This is a genomic window from Streptomyces sp. SAS_272 (genome assembly GCF_052543235.1).
Genome location: NZ_JBMNDR010000028.1, coordinates 54052 through 68274, shown reverse-complemented (window position 1 = coordinate 68274; position 14223 = coordinate 54052). Strand labels below are relative to the sequence as shown.

General features: G+C 68.0%; 12 protein-coding genes and 1 pseudogene. 12 read left to right on the top strand and 1 reads right to left on the bottom strand.

What is annotated here, in order from left to right; translation table 11 throughout:
* Positions 1-2: 2 nt before the first annotated feature.
* The 11 genes from ACN6LD_RS18020 to ACN6LD_RS17970 all read left to right on the top strand — a co-directional run bounded on the left by ACN6LD_RS18020 (position 3) and on the right by ACN6LD_RS17970 (position 12584).
* A complete protein-coding gene (locus tag ACN6LD_RS18020; protein WP_445043723.1) occupies positions 3-2027 on the top strand; it encodes a VMAP-C domain-containing protein in 2025 nt (674 codons plus the stop codon).
* Entirely contained in the window at positions 2024-2989 is a 966-nt protein-coding gene (locus ACN6LD_RS18015; RefSeq protein WP_445043722.1) for an AAA family ATPase, read from the top strand. Before ACN6LD_RS18020 ends, ACN6LD_RS18015 begins: the two co-directional genes overlap by 4 nt.
* On the top strand, positions 2961-5948 hold the full coding sequence (locus ACN6LD_RS18010) for an SAV_2336 N-terminal domain-related protein (RefSeq protein WP_445043721.1): 2988 nt from the start codon (positions 2961-2963) through the stop codon (positions 5946-5948). The genes ACN6LD_RS18015 and ACN6LD_RS18010 overlap by 29 nt, the downstream gene beginning before the upstream one ends.
* Before the next feature lie 529 nt (positions 5949-6477).
* Complete coding sequence (locus ACN6LD_RS18005) at positions 6478-7011, top strand: RNA polymerase sigma factor (protein WP_445043720.1); 534 nt, start codon at positions 6478-6480, stop codon at positions 7009-7011.
* Positions 7008-7766 carry a hypothetical protein gene (locus ACN6LD_RS18000; RefSeq protein WP_445043719.1) on the top strand — a complete coding sequence of 253 codons (759 nt, stop codon included), beginning with the start codon at positions 7008-7010 and terminating at the stop codon, positions 7764-7766. Before ACN6LD_RS18005 ends, ACN6LD_RS18000 begins: the two co-directional genes overlap by 4 nt.
* Positions 7767-7919: 153 nt before the next feature.
* Positions 7920-8147: a hypothetical protein gene (locus ACN6LD_RS17995; RefSeq protein WP_445043718.1), complete on the top strand. Its 228-nt coding sequence runs from the start codon at positions 7920-7922 to the stop codon at positions 8145-8147.
* A 1194-nt stretch (positions 8148-9341) separates the two neighbouring features.
* A complete protein-coding gene (locus tag ACN6LD_RS17990) occupies positions 9342-9686 on the top strand; it encodes a hypothetical protein (RefSeq protein ID WP_445043717.1) in 345 nt (114 codons plus the stop codon).
* 72 nt (positions 9687-9758) lie between these two features.
* A complete protein-coding gene (locus ACN6LD_RS17985) occupies positions 9759-10523 on the top strand; it encodes a helix-turn-helix domain-containing protein (protein ID WP_445043716.1) in 765 nt (254 codons plus the stop codon).
* 226 nt (positions 10524-10749) lie between these two features.
* Positions 10750-10881 (top strand): hypothetical protein, encoded by a 132-nt coding sequence (locus tag ACN6LD_RS17980; RefSeq protein WP_445043715.1) that lies wholly within the window; start codon positions 10750-10752, stop codon positions 10879-10881.
* A gap of 68 nt (positions 10882-10949) precedes the next feature.
* A complete protein-coding gene (locus tag ACN6LD_RS17975; RefSeq protein ID WP_445043735.1) occupies positions 10950-11456 on the top strand; it encodes a DUF4328 domain-containing protein in 507 nt (168 codons plus the stop codon).
* A gap of 237 nt (positions 11457-11693) precedes the next feature.
* Positions 11694-12584: an endonuclease/exonuclease/phosphatase family protein gene (locus tag ACN6LD_RS17970; RefSeq protein WP_445043714.1), complete on the top strand. Its 891-nt coding sequence runs from the start codon at positions 11694-11696 to the stop codon at positions 12582-12584.
* A 95-nt stretch (positions 12585-12679) separates the two neighbouring features.
* On the opposite strand, the pseudogene ACN6LD_RS17965 reads toward ACN6LD_RS17970, so the two are convergent.
* A pseudogene (locus ACN6LD_RS17965) lies at positions 12680-12923 on the bottom strand (PadR family transcriptional regulator); the annotation flags it as partial.
* A 678-nt stretch (positions 12924-13601) separates the two neighbouring features.
* On the opposite strand from ACN6LD_RS17965, the gene ACN6LD_RS17960 reads away from it, so the two are divergent.
* Positions 13602-13799, top strand: coding sequence for a DUF6417 family protein (locus ACN6LD_RS17960; protein WP_445043713.1), 198 nt, complete (start codon positions 13602-13604; stop codon positions 13797-13799).
* The last annotated feature ends 424 nt before the right edge of the window (positions 13800-14223 follow it).

The window sequence follows — 14223 nt, the reverse complement described above, 5'->3', positions numbered from 1 at the left end:
CGGTGCGCTCGCCGTATGACAACGACCCGGACGCGCCCATCCGCCGGGCGTGGGCCACCGTGCACGCCCGTGGCGCGGCAGGGGCCGGGTTGGGCGCGGGCCTTATCGTCGCGGACGGGTTCTTGCTGACCTGCGCCCACGTGGTCAACGCGGCTCTCGAGCGTCCCAAACTGGCCGCCGCTCAGCCGTCTGCGCAGGACATGCTCCAGGTCACCGTCTCGTTTCCGGGCCTCGGCAGTGAGCAGCGCACTGTGGAGTTGGTCAGCTGGCTGGCCCCGCAGCCGGCGAAGAACGAGCAGTGGTGGAACGGCGATCTCGCCCTGCTGAGAGTCGAGACGGAAGGATGGGGCACCTTCCCTCCCGTGCCGGTGCGGGAGACGTCCAGCCGGCACCTGTCGACCTGGTACGCACACGGCGCTCCGCGCTCCCTCGTGGACGTCTATGTCCAGACCTCCATGGGCCCGTGGTACATCCTGGATCCCGGGCGGGCCCCGCTGGAGATCCTCCCCGGGCACAGCGGAGCGCCCTTGTGGGACCGAGAGCACGGTTGCGTGACGGGTCTGATGGTGTCCACCGAGCCCGACAATTCCCGCTCGTACGCCATCAGGGCGTCCGAGCTGGTGAAGCTGCTCGCCGAGACCCACGTGTTCCCGGCCGTGATCACAGAGATGTCGGACCCACGGACGCGAGCTCGCCGCCGTGAGCTGGTTGACGCGCTCGAGGACCTCGACGAGCAGAAGCTGCAGCGATGCACTCAGCGTTTCGCTCGTGCTCTGCGGCTGGCCTGGACCCCGGGCTCCTGTACGGACCTTGTCGACGCTGCCATGCGCCATCAGCGGGGGCTGCCGACTCTGCTCAGCACGCTCATGGCGCACGGGCCGGTGGCGCAGCGGGTCGCCGATGTCGCGGCGATGCTGGGATCCCTGCGCCTTTTCACCCAGGAGGAGTACGACGAGCTCTGCGCGTTCCTGGGCCCGGACACGTTCCCGGAGGTGCGCGCGGCCGCCCGCCGCGCCGTGCCGCACTTCTCGCTGTCTCAAACCGGGCCGTTCGACGTGGGGGCTCTGATCGAGGACCTGGAGGACCGGGCCAGCGAACCCGGCGTCGTACCGCCCGTGATCCAGGTGATCGAGGAAGTCGCCGCAGCACGGCAGACCAGCGGCGACGGTCTGCGGGAGTGGTCGAACCGCGTGACCGCCCGGCTGGGCGTAAGCCTGGAGGCGATGCGCCAGTGCCGCTGGTCGGCTACGGCCCGTGCTTCTGCTCAGACGGTTCCGCCGGTGCTGCGGGTGTGGCTGTGGACAGCGGACCCCGATGCGGAGACCTTCCACTACATGTTCCGTCTCTACGACGATCATGGGAACCAGGTCAGGGTCTGGACGGACGGGAATGCTCTGTGCAGCCGTGCCGACCTTTGTGCCGCTCTCTCCGAAGCTGTCGACGACCTCGATCAGTATGAGGATTCGGCCGGTGTGGAGTTCCTACTGGAGGAAGGCTTCTTCGGGCTGGCCGTGGACCGGCTGCCCATCAGCGCGGGCCCGTTGGGGACGCGGCCCGTGGGGCTGGACCGGGTCGTGGTTCTGCGTGGGCAGAAAGAGATGCGGGGCGGCGAGTGGAAGACGCGCTGGAAGCAGGGACAGGGCTCCGCGGCAGCGCCCTATGTGCTGCGCGACCTGCATACGGGTAATGGCAGTCTGACGAACAGCCGGGAGATTGCGTGCGTGGTCGCCTGCTGTCCGCCCGGGCAACACGACAGCACCCTGGCCCTGTGCCGTTGGCTGGGGGTTCCCGTGATCTTGTGGCAGCGCGGTACTCACGGTCCGGACACGGCCGAGGCGTTGCGAGACGTCGTGTCCGGGGACTGGCCGCACACGCTTCGAGAAGCGGTCAGACAGCAGCGTGTCCAAGCGATGTTCGACAGCACGCACATGGGCGCTCATCTGGCGCTGATGTGGGAGGACCCGGGCTGGACACCGTCCCGGCAACGGCTGGCCAACCCGATGAAGCGGGAAGGAGGCGCCGTGTGAACAGCGGGCGCCCGCAGGAACGGCTCTTCCGCGGCGGCGGAGGCACATACGACGCTTCCGTCCCGCTGCCGGAACCGCCGCCGTGGCGGCGGCCGCGGCCGGACGGTGAGGCCGTGCAGCGGCGGCCGTATCTGATCGGCGAGAAACAGGTGGAGGTGGTCAACGCTGCTCTGCGTCTGCGCCGTCCCCTCCTGGTCACGGGGGCTCCCGGCACGGGCAAGTCCTCGCTCGCCCACGCCGTGGCAGCGGAACTCGGACTCGGGCCGGTCCTGGTGTGGCCGGTCAACACCCGCGCCACGCTCACTGATGCCCTGTATCGCTACGACGCCATCGGGCGGCTGCGGGAGCGGCAGGACGGCAGTGCCGACATCGGCAGTTTCGTACGTCTGGGGCCCTTGGGCACCGCGCTGGCCACCCGGCATGAGGAGCAGCCTCGGCTGCTCCTGATCGACGAACTCGACAAGAGCGACCTAGACCTGCCCAACGATCTGTTGTTCGTGCTGGAGGAGGGTGAGTTCTCCATTCCCGAACTGGCCCGCCTGCCCGAAGACCAGGCCGAGGTCGCTGTGCATGTGCAGGGCTCGCAGGAGAAGGTGCGGGTGCGGCATGGCACGGTCCGCTGCCGGGACTTCCCTTTCGTCGTGATCACCAGCAACGGTGAACGGGAGTTCCCGGCCGCCTTTCTGCGCCGCTGTATCCGGCTGGAGCTGCCGGAGCCCGGCCCGGATCAGCTCGAGGGCATCGTGCGGGCGCACTTCGCCCAGGACCTGGATCAGTTGCAGGCGCAGTGGCCGCGCGTGCAGGACCTCATCCGCACGTTCACCGACCGGCGCAGCCTCGGCGGCCTGGCCACCGACCAGTTGCTGCACGCCGTCCATCTGCTGCAGCAGGGCATCCGTCCCGAGGCGGAGCACCTCAGGGAGGCGGTGCTGCGTGAGCTCAGGAACGGCGGAGTCCGGTGAAGCGGACGAGCCCTGGGTCGGTGCCCTGCATGCCGCTCTGCGCAGCGCGGGGGTAGATCTCTCCCCTCGGGAGCTGAGCGACGCCCTGTGGCTCGCCCTGCACACTCCGCCGAACCGGGATGCGGCCGTTGTGACGGAGCTCCATGCCAAGCGCCCGCCCGCCTCTCTCCCTCAGGCGGAGCACCCGGACGGCGACGTTGCCGAGTCCTCGTCGGGTGAGAGCCGGCGCGGTGTCTACGCCTTCACCGGTGCCCGTGGCGGCGGGGCTTCCGGTGCGCCGGTCCGTATTCCTGGCGTACGGGGCCTGCGGCATCCGCTGGGCGTCGTGCGGGGTTTACGCGCTCTCAAGCGAAGGGTGCCGTCCGCGCACCGGTACGAGCTGGACGAGAGCGCCACCGTCGGGGCTATCGCCGACAGCGGCGTCCTCGATGCCGTGCTGCGCCCCGCTGCGGGCCGCTGGCTTCACCTCGTGCTCGCCGTCGACGGGGGTCCGTCCATGCGGGTGTGGCGCGACACCGTCAGCGAGCTGACCGACGCGCTTGCGGGCTCGGGTATCTTCCGCTCCGTACGGGTGGGCCCGCTGGAGGAGCCCGTCTCCCTCGTCAGCGATCGAACCGCCGTGCTCGTCGTGACCGACGGGGTAGCTGACCACTGGTACACAGGAACCGCTCACGGGCGTCTGGCCACGCTGGCTCGCAGCGTGCCGACCGCGGTGCTTCATGTGTTTCCTCTCCGGCTGTGGGGCGAGACGGCGTTGGCAGCGGAACCTATGATCGTCCGCACGACCGGCCCGGCGCCGCCCAACCGTCTGCTGACCGCGCACGACCCCTGGCTCCCTGCTGCGTTCGGCCCTCGACCCGGCCTTCCGGTGCCTGTCCTTGAGCTGGACGAGCTGAGCCTGCGTCCCTGGGCGGAGCTGATCGCGTCCCACGGCGGCTTGACCGCTCTGCGTGTCATCGACGCGGAGAGTCCTCCCGGCGCGGCGCTCTTCGACGAGGCGGTCGCGGATGAGCCTCCAGCCGCCGCGAAACGTGTGCAGGCCTTCCAGGCGGCAGCCTCTCCGCACGCCTACGACCTCGCAGGGCACTTGGCAGCCGTCGATCCGCTGACGCTTCCCGTGATGCGGCTCATCCAGGCTGCCGCCCTGCCCGACAGCAGCCCGGTCTGTCTGGCGGAGGTCCTGCTCAGTGGTCTCATGCATCTGGACAGCTCGCTGGAGGGGCAAGACGTCTTCGCCTTCGCACCAGATGTGCGCGCGCTGCTTCGCACAGTGATCAAAGCCAGCTCGGCTCAGCGCACGGCTGACGCCGTCAGCGACTTCATCGCACCACGCCTTGGCCGTACCCCGGACTTTCCGGCGATCATCGCCGACCGTTCGGGGACGCTGGCTCTTCCCCAGGGCAGCGAGCCTCTCGCGGAGCTGGAGGCGGAAAGAGAGGAACAGGCGTATTCCCGCCGTGAACATCTGCTTCGAGTGACCGACGCCCTTTCCACGCTGGCCTGCCTGGCGAACGCGGCGGGGCGTCTGCGGTTCGCTGCCCTGCTGGCGGAGATATTGGGCCGGCCGATCGAGTTGCGGGGCCTCAGGCTGCGTGAGGATCTCGTCATCCTGTCACGGACCGCGTTGTACACGGACGGCGGCGAGCGGGCCCTGCTCGATGTGGTGCGGACCCTCGAAGGTGCCGTGATCTCTGCAGAGTTCGAGCGACTCCTGGCTCCCATGGGCAGCTCGAGCAGCATCGCGAACTCACCGGGCGAAGCCGACAGCTCGGCCGGGATGCCTTTGGAAACGTCGGCCAGGGGCCTGCCGAGAGCAGAACTGGCGGTGACCGGCGCTGGTTATGCCCCGCCGTCACGTGCAGAGGCCGCCCGTGTGCACGCATTGATCGTCGGCATCGAGCGCTATGACGCCGGGCCGTCCTGGGACCTGCCCGGGCCCGCCCCGGATGCGCTCCGCTTCTATCGGCTGCTGCGGGCCGCCGGCGTGCCGGAGGCCCACCTGCGCCTTCATCTCGCTCCCCTGCCGTCACATGTCCCTGACGTACCGTACGAGCCCGCAGACCATGCGACCTTGCTCCGCGTCCTCGTCAGCGAACTAGGGTCGGCAGAGGGCAACGTGCTCTGGGTGTGGTGGGGAGGGCACGGTTGCACAGACCGAGCCGGCCGCCAACGGCTGTTCTGCGCGGACGCGACCACCGCGAACAAGAGGAACATCGATCTGGATTCTGCGCTCAGCCGATACGCCGGGGAGGCCGTCCCCGGCCTCCCCGAGCAGCTGTGGATCGTGGACGCCTCCGCGCAGTTCGAGGACGATTTGGCCTTCCAACAGCCGCTGCCCTCAGGCACCCTCCCAGCCGGACGGTCCCCCCTGCTCCACCGGCAGAGCGTGATCCGCGCTGCCGGGGCCGGCCAGGCTGCCAGCAACGACCCCGCACAGCCCAGGGGTCTCTTCTCCGACGTCGTGCTGGACCTGCTGTCCGACCGAGACGCCGTCCTGCCCGGACTGCCCGATCCGCAGAACCTGTTCGACGCCGTAAAGGTGCGGTTTGCTGCCCTCAGGGAAGCTGACCGTGCATGGCAGCATCCCGCGATCATGCTGCGTGGCCCCGGCGGCACCGTGGAGTCGGCTCTGTCCACGGCGCGGCCGGTCTCACTCCTCCAGCGGGCCGTAGAAGCCCTGCTGGCCTATCCGCTGATCGCCGACCTCGCCGAACGGCAGACAGTGATCAACGCGCTGGAACCGCACGTCACCGCGGCTTTGCCCCGCCACACCAAAGCGCGCACCGATGTCATGGGCATCATCAACGGGATGATGCGTCACCACCCGGAGGCGTTGCATGACCTGTATGACGTCATGGTGTCTGTCGATGACGATCCCGAACGTGAGAGGGCACTTCGCAAGGCCATAGACGACCTCGTGGCCTCGGTGGGCAAAGGCGAGCGGCCGGGCGCCGTGTGAAGCCCGTCGTCGACTGCTGGCCTGACCACGCCTGACTGACTCGCCGCCGGGCGGTATCGATAGCCAGGCCGGAAAGCGCACCGTGAGCCTGACCAACCGTGCAGGCCGCCGCGAGATCCCGCCATGCCTGCGCGGGCGCGGGATGTTTCAGAACTGCACGATGGCCGGTGAAAGGATTTGCGTCGTGGTCGCCTACTCATGCCGGTCGTCGTTGCCTGGGGGCGCGGGAATGGCGGTCACGACCGCAACTGCGTTTATTTCAGGATGGTTTGGCCGAAAAGTCATCACCCTGCTTTGTGACCCCTGTCACGCTTAACAGTGCCGCAAGGGGGGTCCCGATGTCCCCGTGAGGACAGATGTCGCAGCTCACGCGGGGAGTTCCTCAACCGCGCGGCACTCACCGTGCGCAACTGTTGAATTTCGGACGGTCATATTGAGGGTCGCGTGCATGCGTGTTCGGGGCGCTGGGCCGGTTGAGTGATCGTCACCGGCGCACGCCGGGCACCCGACACCTCAACGAAGAGGATCCATGCACGAAGACGTCTTCCGTGCCAACGACGGCTACGGTTCCGCCACGCAGGCGCCGCTCCCTCTGCCGCTGGACTTCGAGGCGCACTACGTGATGAACCAGGAGGCGTGGCACTCCTATGCGCTGTACCGGCTCGGTGCCAACGACATCGCCGAGCGCGCGGTGCACCGCGCGTTTTTGGAAGTGCTGCGGAACTGGGAGGCGCTGCTCGCCGAGGCCAACCTGCCGCAGCAGACCTGGAGCATTCTGCGGCGCGTCGTCGGTGACGAGGCGCTGTGCAAGGCCCGCGACGGGATCACGGCGATGCCGAGCACTATCGGCCTGTACTCGGCGCTGCTGAAGCTGCCGCAGCGTCAGCTCGACGTGATCATCTTGCGGTACGTCCTGCGCTACAGCAGCCGCAAGGCCGGCTGGTATCTCGGCATCACCGCGAGCACCGTGGACCACCACTGCCGCAAGGCACGCGAGCGCCTCGCCCCGGTCTACCACCACCACCGCGGCACAACACCGGAGCAGAAGGAGGAGAGCCAGTGACATCTGTGGGGAACAAGCGCCCGGCCGAAGCGGAGACGACCTGGACCGAGCGGCTGCGCGAGGCGGACCCCGTCGTGCGTGAGCCGCGCCGTGCGTTCGACGTCGGCGAGGGGCTGCGTCGGCTGGCCGCGGAAGCCGGGTATTTGCGGCCTGCGCCTGCCCGGCCCGCCGGTGCCGGCGCCCGCCGCCAGCTCGATCTGATCTCCCGGTGGACCGTCACTGAGGCCGGTGCCGCCGACCACGTCGAAGAACTCGCCACGGTCATCGGCGACGACGGGATGGGCAAACCCACCCCGGACGACTTCACCGAGTGGATGCCCGTCGATGTCCACGGCATCCACGTCTTCGCCTGCATCCTCCACCTCGCCGACCATCCCGAAAGCGCCATCTTCTGGTGGCAGATCGCCGCTGGAGCTGAGCACACCGGCGCCGCCTACTGCCTGCACCTGCGTCACCTCAGCCAGGGCGAGATCCGCGAAGCGGCGCTGTGGAAGCGGCAGATGAGCGCCATGCGTGACCGCACCGCACAGCAGTGGTTCGACGGCCCGTCCAACGACTACACCCGCGACCTGGTCGGTGCCGTGGATGCATTCACCGCCTACTGCGCCCGCCATCGCGAGCCGACGCCGATCCCCACCCGCCACCTGCAAAAACGCTACGAGGCGCTCGCCGACCGGCATGACGAGGACGGACTGGTCTGCCGGCCCGACAGCCGGCTGCCCGACCGCATCCATGAACTCGCCACCACGCGGTGACCCCGCACGGGCAAAGGCCCGGCAGGGACGAGAGTTCTGCGGGCATTCGGGACGATGTGCGTTCTGCTGCCTCACGGGGCTCTCTCATGTGGGTGCTGCTCGTGAGTCCGCTGGGGCAGGCGGCCTGGAATGGCGCTGCTGCGGGGTGGTTTCGTGCGAGTACGGGACCGAAGTGGCCGGGTGCTGCGCTGCACACGGACGGTGCGGTTACTGGCCTGTCTGGGCGACAACGGCAATCCGGGCGCAGACCAGCGGCGCTGCCTCGACGCGATGCGCAAGGCCACGCAGCCGGCGCCGTCGCCGCTCTCCCTCTCGCCACGGAGTCTCGCGGCGGTGCCGCACGTGGAGGAGCCCGCCGACCTGGTGGTCGGCGGGCTCTGAAGACGATGGATGTGATGCCCCCGCACAGCCCCCTGGGCTGAGCACTTCGTCGACTCGCGGTCGGGCGGTCGCGCCCCGCCGCACTGCTGGCGCAAGCAGTTATGCGTGGGTAGATCCGCTCCGTCGCCGCGTGCAGCCTAAAATCGGCCGAACGACAGCGCCCCGTGTGTCCGGCCCGCCTGAGCGGCATGGACCACAGGATGGCGGCAGTAGGAACGTCACACCGTCGGTGGCGCCGTAACGCCACTCGACGAGCTGCTCGAACCCCGCCGACGTGGGCACTGGAGCACGAGTTACGAGCAGTTCCACCGTCTACCTCCTCAAGCTGGGCGCGGCACGCAGGAACCCCCACGCACCGCGTTGTCCCGAGGCCGCGGCAACGGCCAGATAGGACGGGATACCTGCCTGGGTCAGAGACAAGGCACCTCTCGGCCGCACTGCGAGGAGTCCCCTCCCCGAAGAGCTGCCAGGTTGAGTGTGCCCAGACCTGGCCTTGCCTACCACCCGACCAGCCCTTTTTGTCACAGCACCGTATGCCTTTGGAAAACCTATCCCGCCCGGCGGCTCTGACCTTGGGATTCCGGTTGTTTTTTCTCTCGACATTTTGATCTTTAGCGCACCGGGAACTATCTTTTTACGTCCCCTTCCGCCCAGGATAGCCGGTAATTCACCAAGGGGATCGGGTTCAAAATTCGCGACCGCTCAACCCCTTCACGCGCAGCCCCTACCCGCCGGTTCATTCCCGGTATAAAGATCTTCCAACGCCGCTATGAACGAATGTTCGCACATAGAGCATGCGTTCACCTTACCTTCCGGTCAGTATGCACCACCTGGTCCGGACCAATCTCAACTCCGTTGGCACACAACGCCACCAGGCGAGCCCACCCGCGGTGATCACCCTGACTTAGGGCTGCCTATGTGTATTCCTTAAGAAAATAGGCGTGCATGATCTGGGGTTGGAGGGTGATTAGTCTTCGGACGAGTGCCTGACTGGACTCGCGGTTCCTGTGGTAAAGCGCAGGAATATCTTCGCTTGATGACGCGCGTCGCGTAGGGCATTCTTTCTAAATCCGGGCGGCAACCCGGATGCGTTTGCAGTACCCGCACCACCAGCACCACCAGCACCACCAGGACGGAAAAACAGCCTGGGTCACATGCACCACGAGACAAGGCACTTCTTAGAAAGGTTCAAAGATGAACCGGTTTTCTCGCCTCGGGGCCGAGGGCCCCTTCGGCCCGGGCTGCGTGGTCTCCCCGCAGCAGAGCGGATCCTTCGGGCTCCAGGCAGGCGCACTGCCCGCTCCCGGCAGCCTGCGCCGTTCCGTGGGCCTGAGCAAGATCAGGCTGAACCTCGCCGCCTTCACGATCGCCGCGGGCGCGACGTTCGGCTTCATTCAGACCGGCTGCGACGCTCCCACCGCGGCAAGCGTCTCCCTGTCCTGCACCCTCGCCGCAGAACGGCTCGTCTCCGGGATGACCTCCCGTAAGCCGGGACCCTCGCGCGCCGAGGCAGCCGACACCCAGGAGACGCAGGGCTGACCGCGCACCTGGGTGGGGGAGGCTGTCTGCCTCCCCCACCCAGGTGCAGCGGGGCCCGGAAGGGAGACCGCCGTGAATCACAGGGAGCCCGGACGGCCGACCACACAGGTCGACCCGAGCAAGGGTGCACTCGAACAGCTCGCCGTGGACCTTCTGCGGCTGCGCAAGTACAAGGAACTGACACTCGAGCAGTTCTCCGACGTGTCCGGCCTGTCGCGGGCGACCCTTTCCGCTGCGACACAGGGAACCAAGTGCCCGTCCTGGGACACCATGAAGCGCTACCTGGACGCGGCCGGCGAGGACCCTTCCGCCTGGCGTCCGCGCTGGGAGATGATCGCCGACCCCAAACAGCGTGAAGCAGCCGGGCTCCCCGATGCCCCCGAACAGCGAGCCGCGGTCAAACGGCTTCTGCCGTCCGAGGTCATGACCGTCCACGCGTTCGCCGTAGCCCTGCGCCAGCTCAAGGTGTGGCAGCGCAACCCGACGTATCAGAAGATCGCGAACGTGTCAGCGCGGCACAACCTGGCCGTGGGTCAGACCACCATCTGCAACGTCTTCCGGGGAGCCAAGCTCCCCACCGAGAACGCGCTCACGGGGGTACTCATCGGCATGGGACTCTCGCCACGAGATCCGGAGTTCTCCGAGTGGGTCGAAAAGCGCCGCGAGCTTGAAGCCGCTCGCGTCGAAAGCTCCCTGGAACCGCCGCCCAACGACGACACCTCACACACGGGCGGCTTCACTCCCCTACACAGGAAACGGGCCCCCATCCCGAGACAGCGGCCCTACGGAAGCCGCAATCGCCTGCTGCACCGCCGCCGAGAACAGATCATCTCCTGAAGCACGACCGGACCTCGCAGGTCAGCCCTGATTGGGCGGCTTGGTGCCAACCCCGCCCAATCAGGGCGTCCGCCTGCTCGCAAGCCTTGGCGCGGACGGCGTGCAGCGGGCGAGCCGGGTCGGTGGCGAATTTGCCATGGTCGGCCGCCCGTAGCTGGCGTATCTTCCCTCAGCGCGCGCTCTTCCGCGGGCGATTCCAGTTCCGTGCCTGTGGGGGCCCACCGTAATGTCCGCATCCAGCGATCTCCGTCCGCGGCCCGCGCTGCACAACCGGGTACCGCGGTCGCCGCGCGGCCTCCTGGCCGGTCTGTCGGCGCTGCTCGCGGCCGTCGCCCTCAGCGACCTGTTCGCCGTCTAGGCCGGCGTCCGGGCATACATACACACTGATCGACGAGGACCGAGGCCTCTTTCGCCTCTCAGCAGGAGCTGGACGGTGCCGACGCGCCGTACCAGACGGCAGGACAGCTCCAGAAAGTCACCTTCCTTGCCTGCGCAATCGTCTTCATCGTCTGGTTCCACTGGATGCGCCGGGTCGCAGGGGTGCTGGGGCCGGACCGGTTCCGCAACGGCCCCAGCTGGGCGATCGGGGCATGGTTCATCCCGCTGGCGAACCTCTGGATGCCTTATCGTCTCGCCGTCGACATGTGGGGGGCCAGCACGCGACTGCCGGCCGACGGTGAGCCGTACAAGGTCCCTTTCTGGCCGGTGAACCGGTGGTGGGGCATGTTCGTCACCACGACCCTGTTCAACCGGTACGCCTGGCAGCGCTACCAAGACGCCGAAACCCTCGCAGAGGTCCGGGACGCCGTGCTTCAGGTGATAGCGGCTGACATCCTGGACATCGCCGCAGTTGCGGCCGCGGTGCACTTCGCGGTCCGGCTGACGGCCATGGAGCGGCTGAAGGAGGCCGAGGGGCCGTACGGCTCGGCCTGAGCCGATCCGGGGTAGATCCAAAACTCAGATGATACCGAGCGCTTCTGCTTGCGAGGCCCGCCAGCAGAAGCGCGGCCACCGCAATGGGCTATTGCTTGGTACCTCGAGTCATCCGACTCTCGGTGCATTGGCAGCTGTGACGGGGAGGCCGATGTGCCGACGGAACCTGATGTTTTGGCACCGCCGCAGCGGATTGCCGCGCGGCTCTCGCGCTGGGAGGAAGCCCTCGATGCGCTGGTGCCACCCAGCCATGGGACGAGTCTGCGGATCGCGACCTGGAACCTGCGGGCATTCTCCGGCCTGACCAAGGCGTGGACGAGCCCTGAGGGCGCCTCGCCGAAGCGGAACTTCACCGACGTGCACCTGATCGCCGCGGTGGTGCGCCGGTTCGACGTGGTCGCGGTGCAGGAGGTGCGCGGGAACCTGAGGGCCCTGCGGCACCTGATGAAGGTGCTGGGCGAGGACTGGGCGTTCATCCTCACCGACGTGACCGAAGGCAAGGACGGCAACGACGAACGGCTGGCGTTCCTGTTCGATACCCGGCGGGTCAAACCGTCCGGGCTGGCCTGCGAGCTGGTGGTGCCCCTCGAGAAGGACGCGGGCCTGTCGGCGGGCGGACTGGACCGCCAGTTCGCCCGTACCCCGTATGCAGTCAGCTTCCTCTCACGCGGCCAGACGTTCACCCTGGTCACCCTCCACGTCCTTTACGGAAAGGACGCTGACGAGCGGGTTCCGGAACTGCAGGCGATCGCGAACTGGCTGGCCGACTGGGCGGAGCGGGAGTTCGGCTGGGACCACAACCTCATCGCGCTCGGAGACTTCAACATCGACCGCGCCGACGACCCGCTGTTCAAGGCCTTCACCTCCACCGGCCTGGTCCCCGCCCCGCAGCTGGCGGGACTTCCGCGGACCGTCTTCGACGACCTTGGAGCGGAGCATTTCTACGACCAGATCGCCTGGTTCACCAAGGGTCAGAAACGGCGGCCGGTGCTGACCTTAGAAGCCGGCGCCGGCGGCCACGTGGACTTCGTGCCTGAACTACAGGGCGATTTCACCCTGACCGAGTTGTCGTGGCACATCTCCGACCACTACCCGATGTGGGTCGAATTCGCGATCCCCACCCTCTGACCCGACAGCCGGGTGCCAGACATGAACATGTTCCGGGCGGTGTCAAGCATTCGCCCTCGCAGTGCTGGCCGGCCGGCTGTCGGTGAGCGCACTCAGTAGCGACGAGGCAACCCCGAAGTGGATTCCTGCCAGGTGGTGGTGCCCAGGTCGTCGCGGCGGAGCCGGGGAGCAGCGGGTCGACGGTGCCCTGGCTGCGGCCAGGGTGCCGAAGTCCTCCAAGGCGCGGAGGAGTTCAGTCGTAGCGGGGGCGGTCCCGCAGGCGAGTACGCAGTACCCCAGGACGCCCTTGCGTAGCTGGGCGGCTGCCCTGGCCTGCTTGGTCGAAGCACCTGATTCCATGCGATGAGCCTGGTGGGGCAAGCGGACGGGAAGGAGGGGACGTGGGCCCCCTCGACCCGCCAATCTGGCAGTGCCGGCGCCCACCGACCTTCTGCTCGTCACCACACCGTGATCCGGCGCGGGGCTCCAGTAGGCCTGCCGATCGAAGACAACTTCGGCGCGGGTAGGAGGTAGAAGTGACCTCGGCGCTGCGCCGCCTGTTGCATCGGTGGGGGCCGACGATCCAGACGTGCGGCCCTGAGACCGGGGGTTGCGGATGACGTATGGGGACAGCGCCGTCACGATGCTGGCAGTAGTGGCCGAGCGGCAGGAGGCGGCCGGCCACGGTTGGGCCCTGGACGGGGACCTTCACCCGGTCAAGCAGCGCGTGTTCAACCTTGCCGCGCGGGGCCTTGTGGAGTTGGCCGGCCGGGAGGACCGCGCCGAGCTATCGGCGTGGGAAGGTCGTGCCGTGCGATGGGCCGCCCGCCCGACCCCGTACGGCCGCGACCTCCTCCTCTACAGCCACTTGTGTCCAGAGCCCGCGCAAGATGAGCCTGAACCAGGCATGCATCGGGTGGAACTGATCCCCTCGCAGATGACGGCGCTGCCCTGTTCGTCGCCCTCGACGGCCGGCTTCGGGTGCCGCCCGCCGACGGCCTGGCGGAGCGGGTGCGTGCGGCCCGGCGTGAGACAGGGGTGAACCGGCATGTTCTGCACCTGTCGCAGGAGCAGATGGAGTCGGCGGCGTACGGGTTCTGGCTGCATAAGATGTCCGGCTCGGCGCTCGAGGCCAACCGCTTCGCCCGCGACTACGGCATTACCCACCAGCCTGCCCCCGCGGCGGCGGGCTCGGCTCGGCCGCGCAACGGCGTCGGGCGGTCCGGTTCTGCGTAAGCCGCGCCCAGGGCCTTGGCCACCATGCATCTGGAGATCACGAAGCTCCAGGAGCCACAGGATCTCGGGGTACAGGAGACTCGCTCCCGACTCGCACCGCTGGCGTCTTGGGGCGTTACTCACTTTCGGGTGACGGCCCGCACAGTGCCGGGGTGGCGTGGCGTGGCGAACCCAAGGCCTCGGCCAGCGCCCGCAAGGAGGCAGGAGCTGTCACTCCGTCAACCTCGTGCACCATCGTCATAGATGGAGAATACAGCCAAGAGTCACAGGAATATGGGCAACAGGTAACACAAGCCATGTTTCCCTCTCAACTCCAGCACGAGGTGGACAGAGTGTGAGTGCGCGGCCGGCCCGGCCGCCACCCGCACACCGCACCCGCCCGTGGCAGCCGCGAAGGCCGCCTGCGAGGGGTGCCCGCACCATC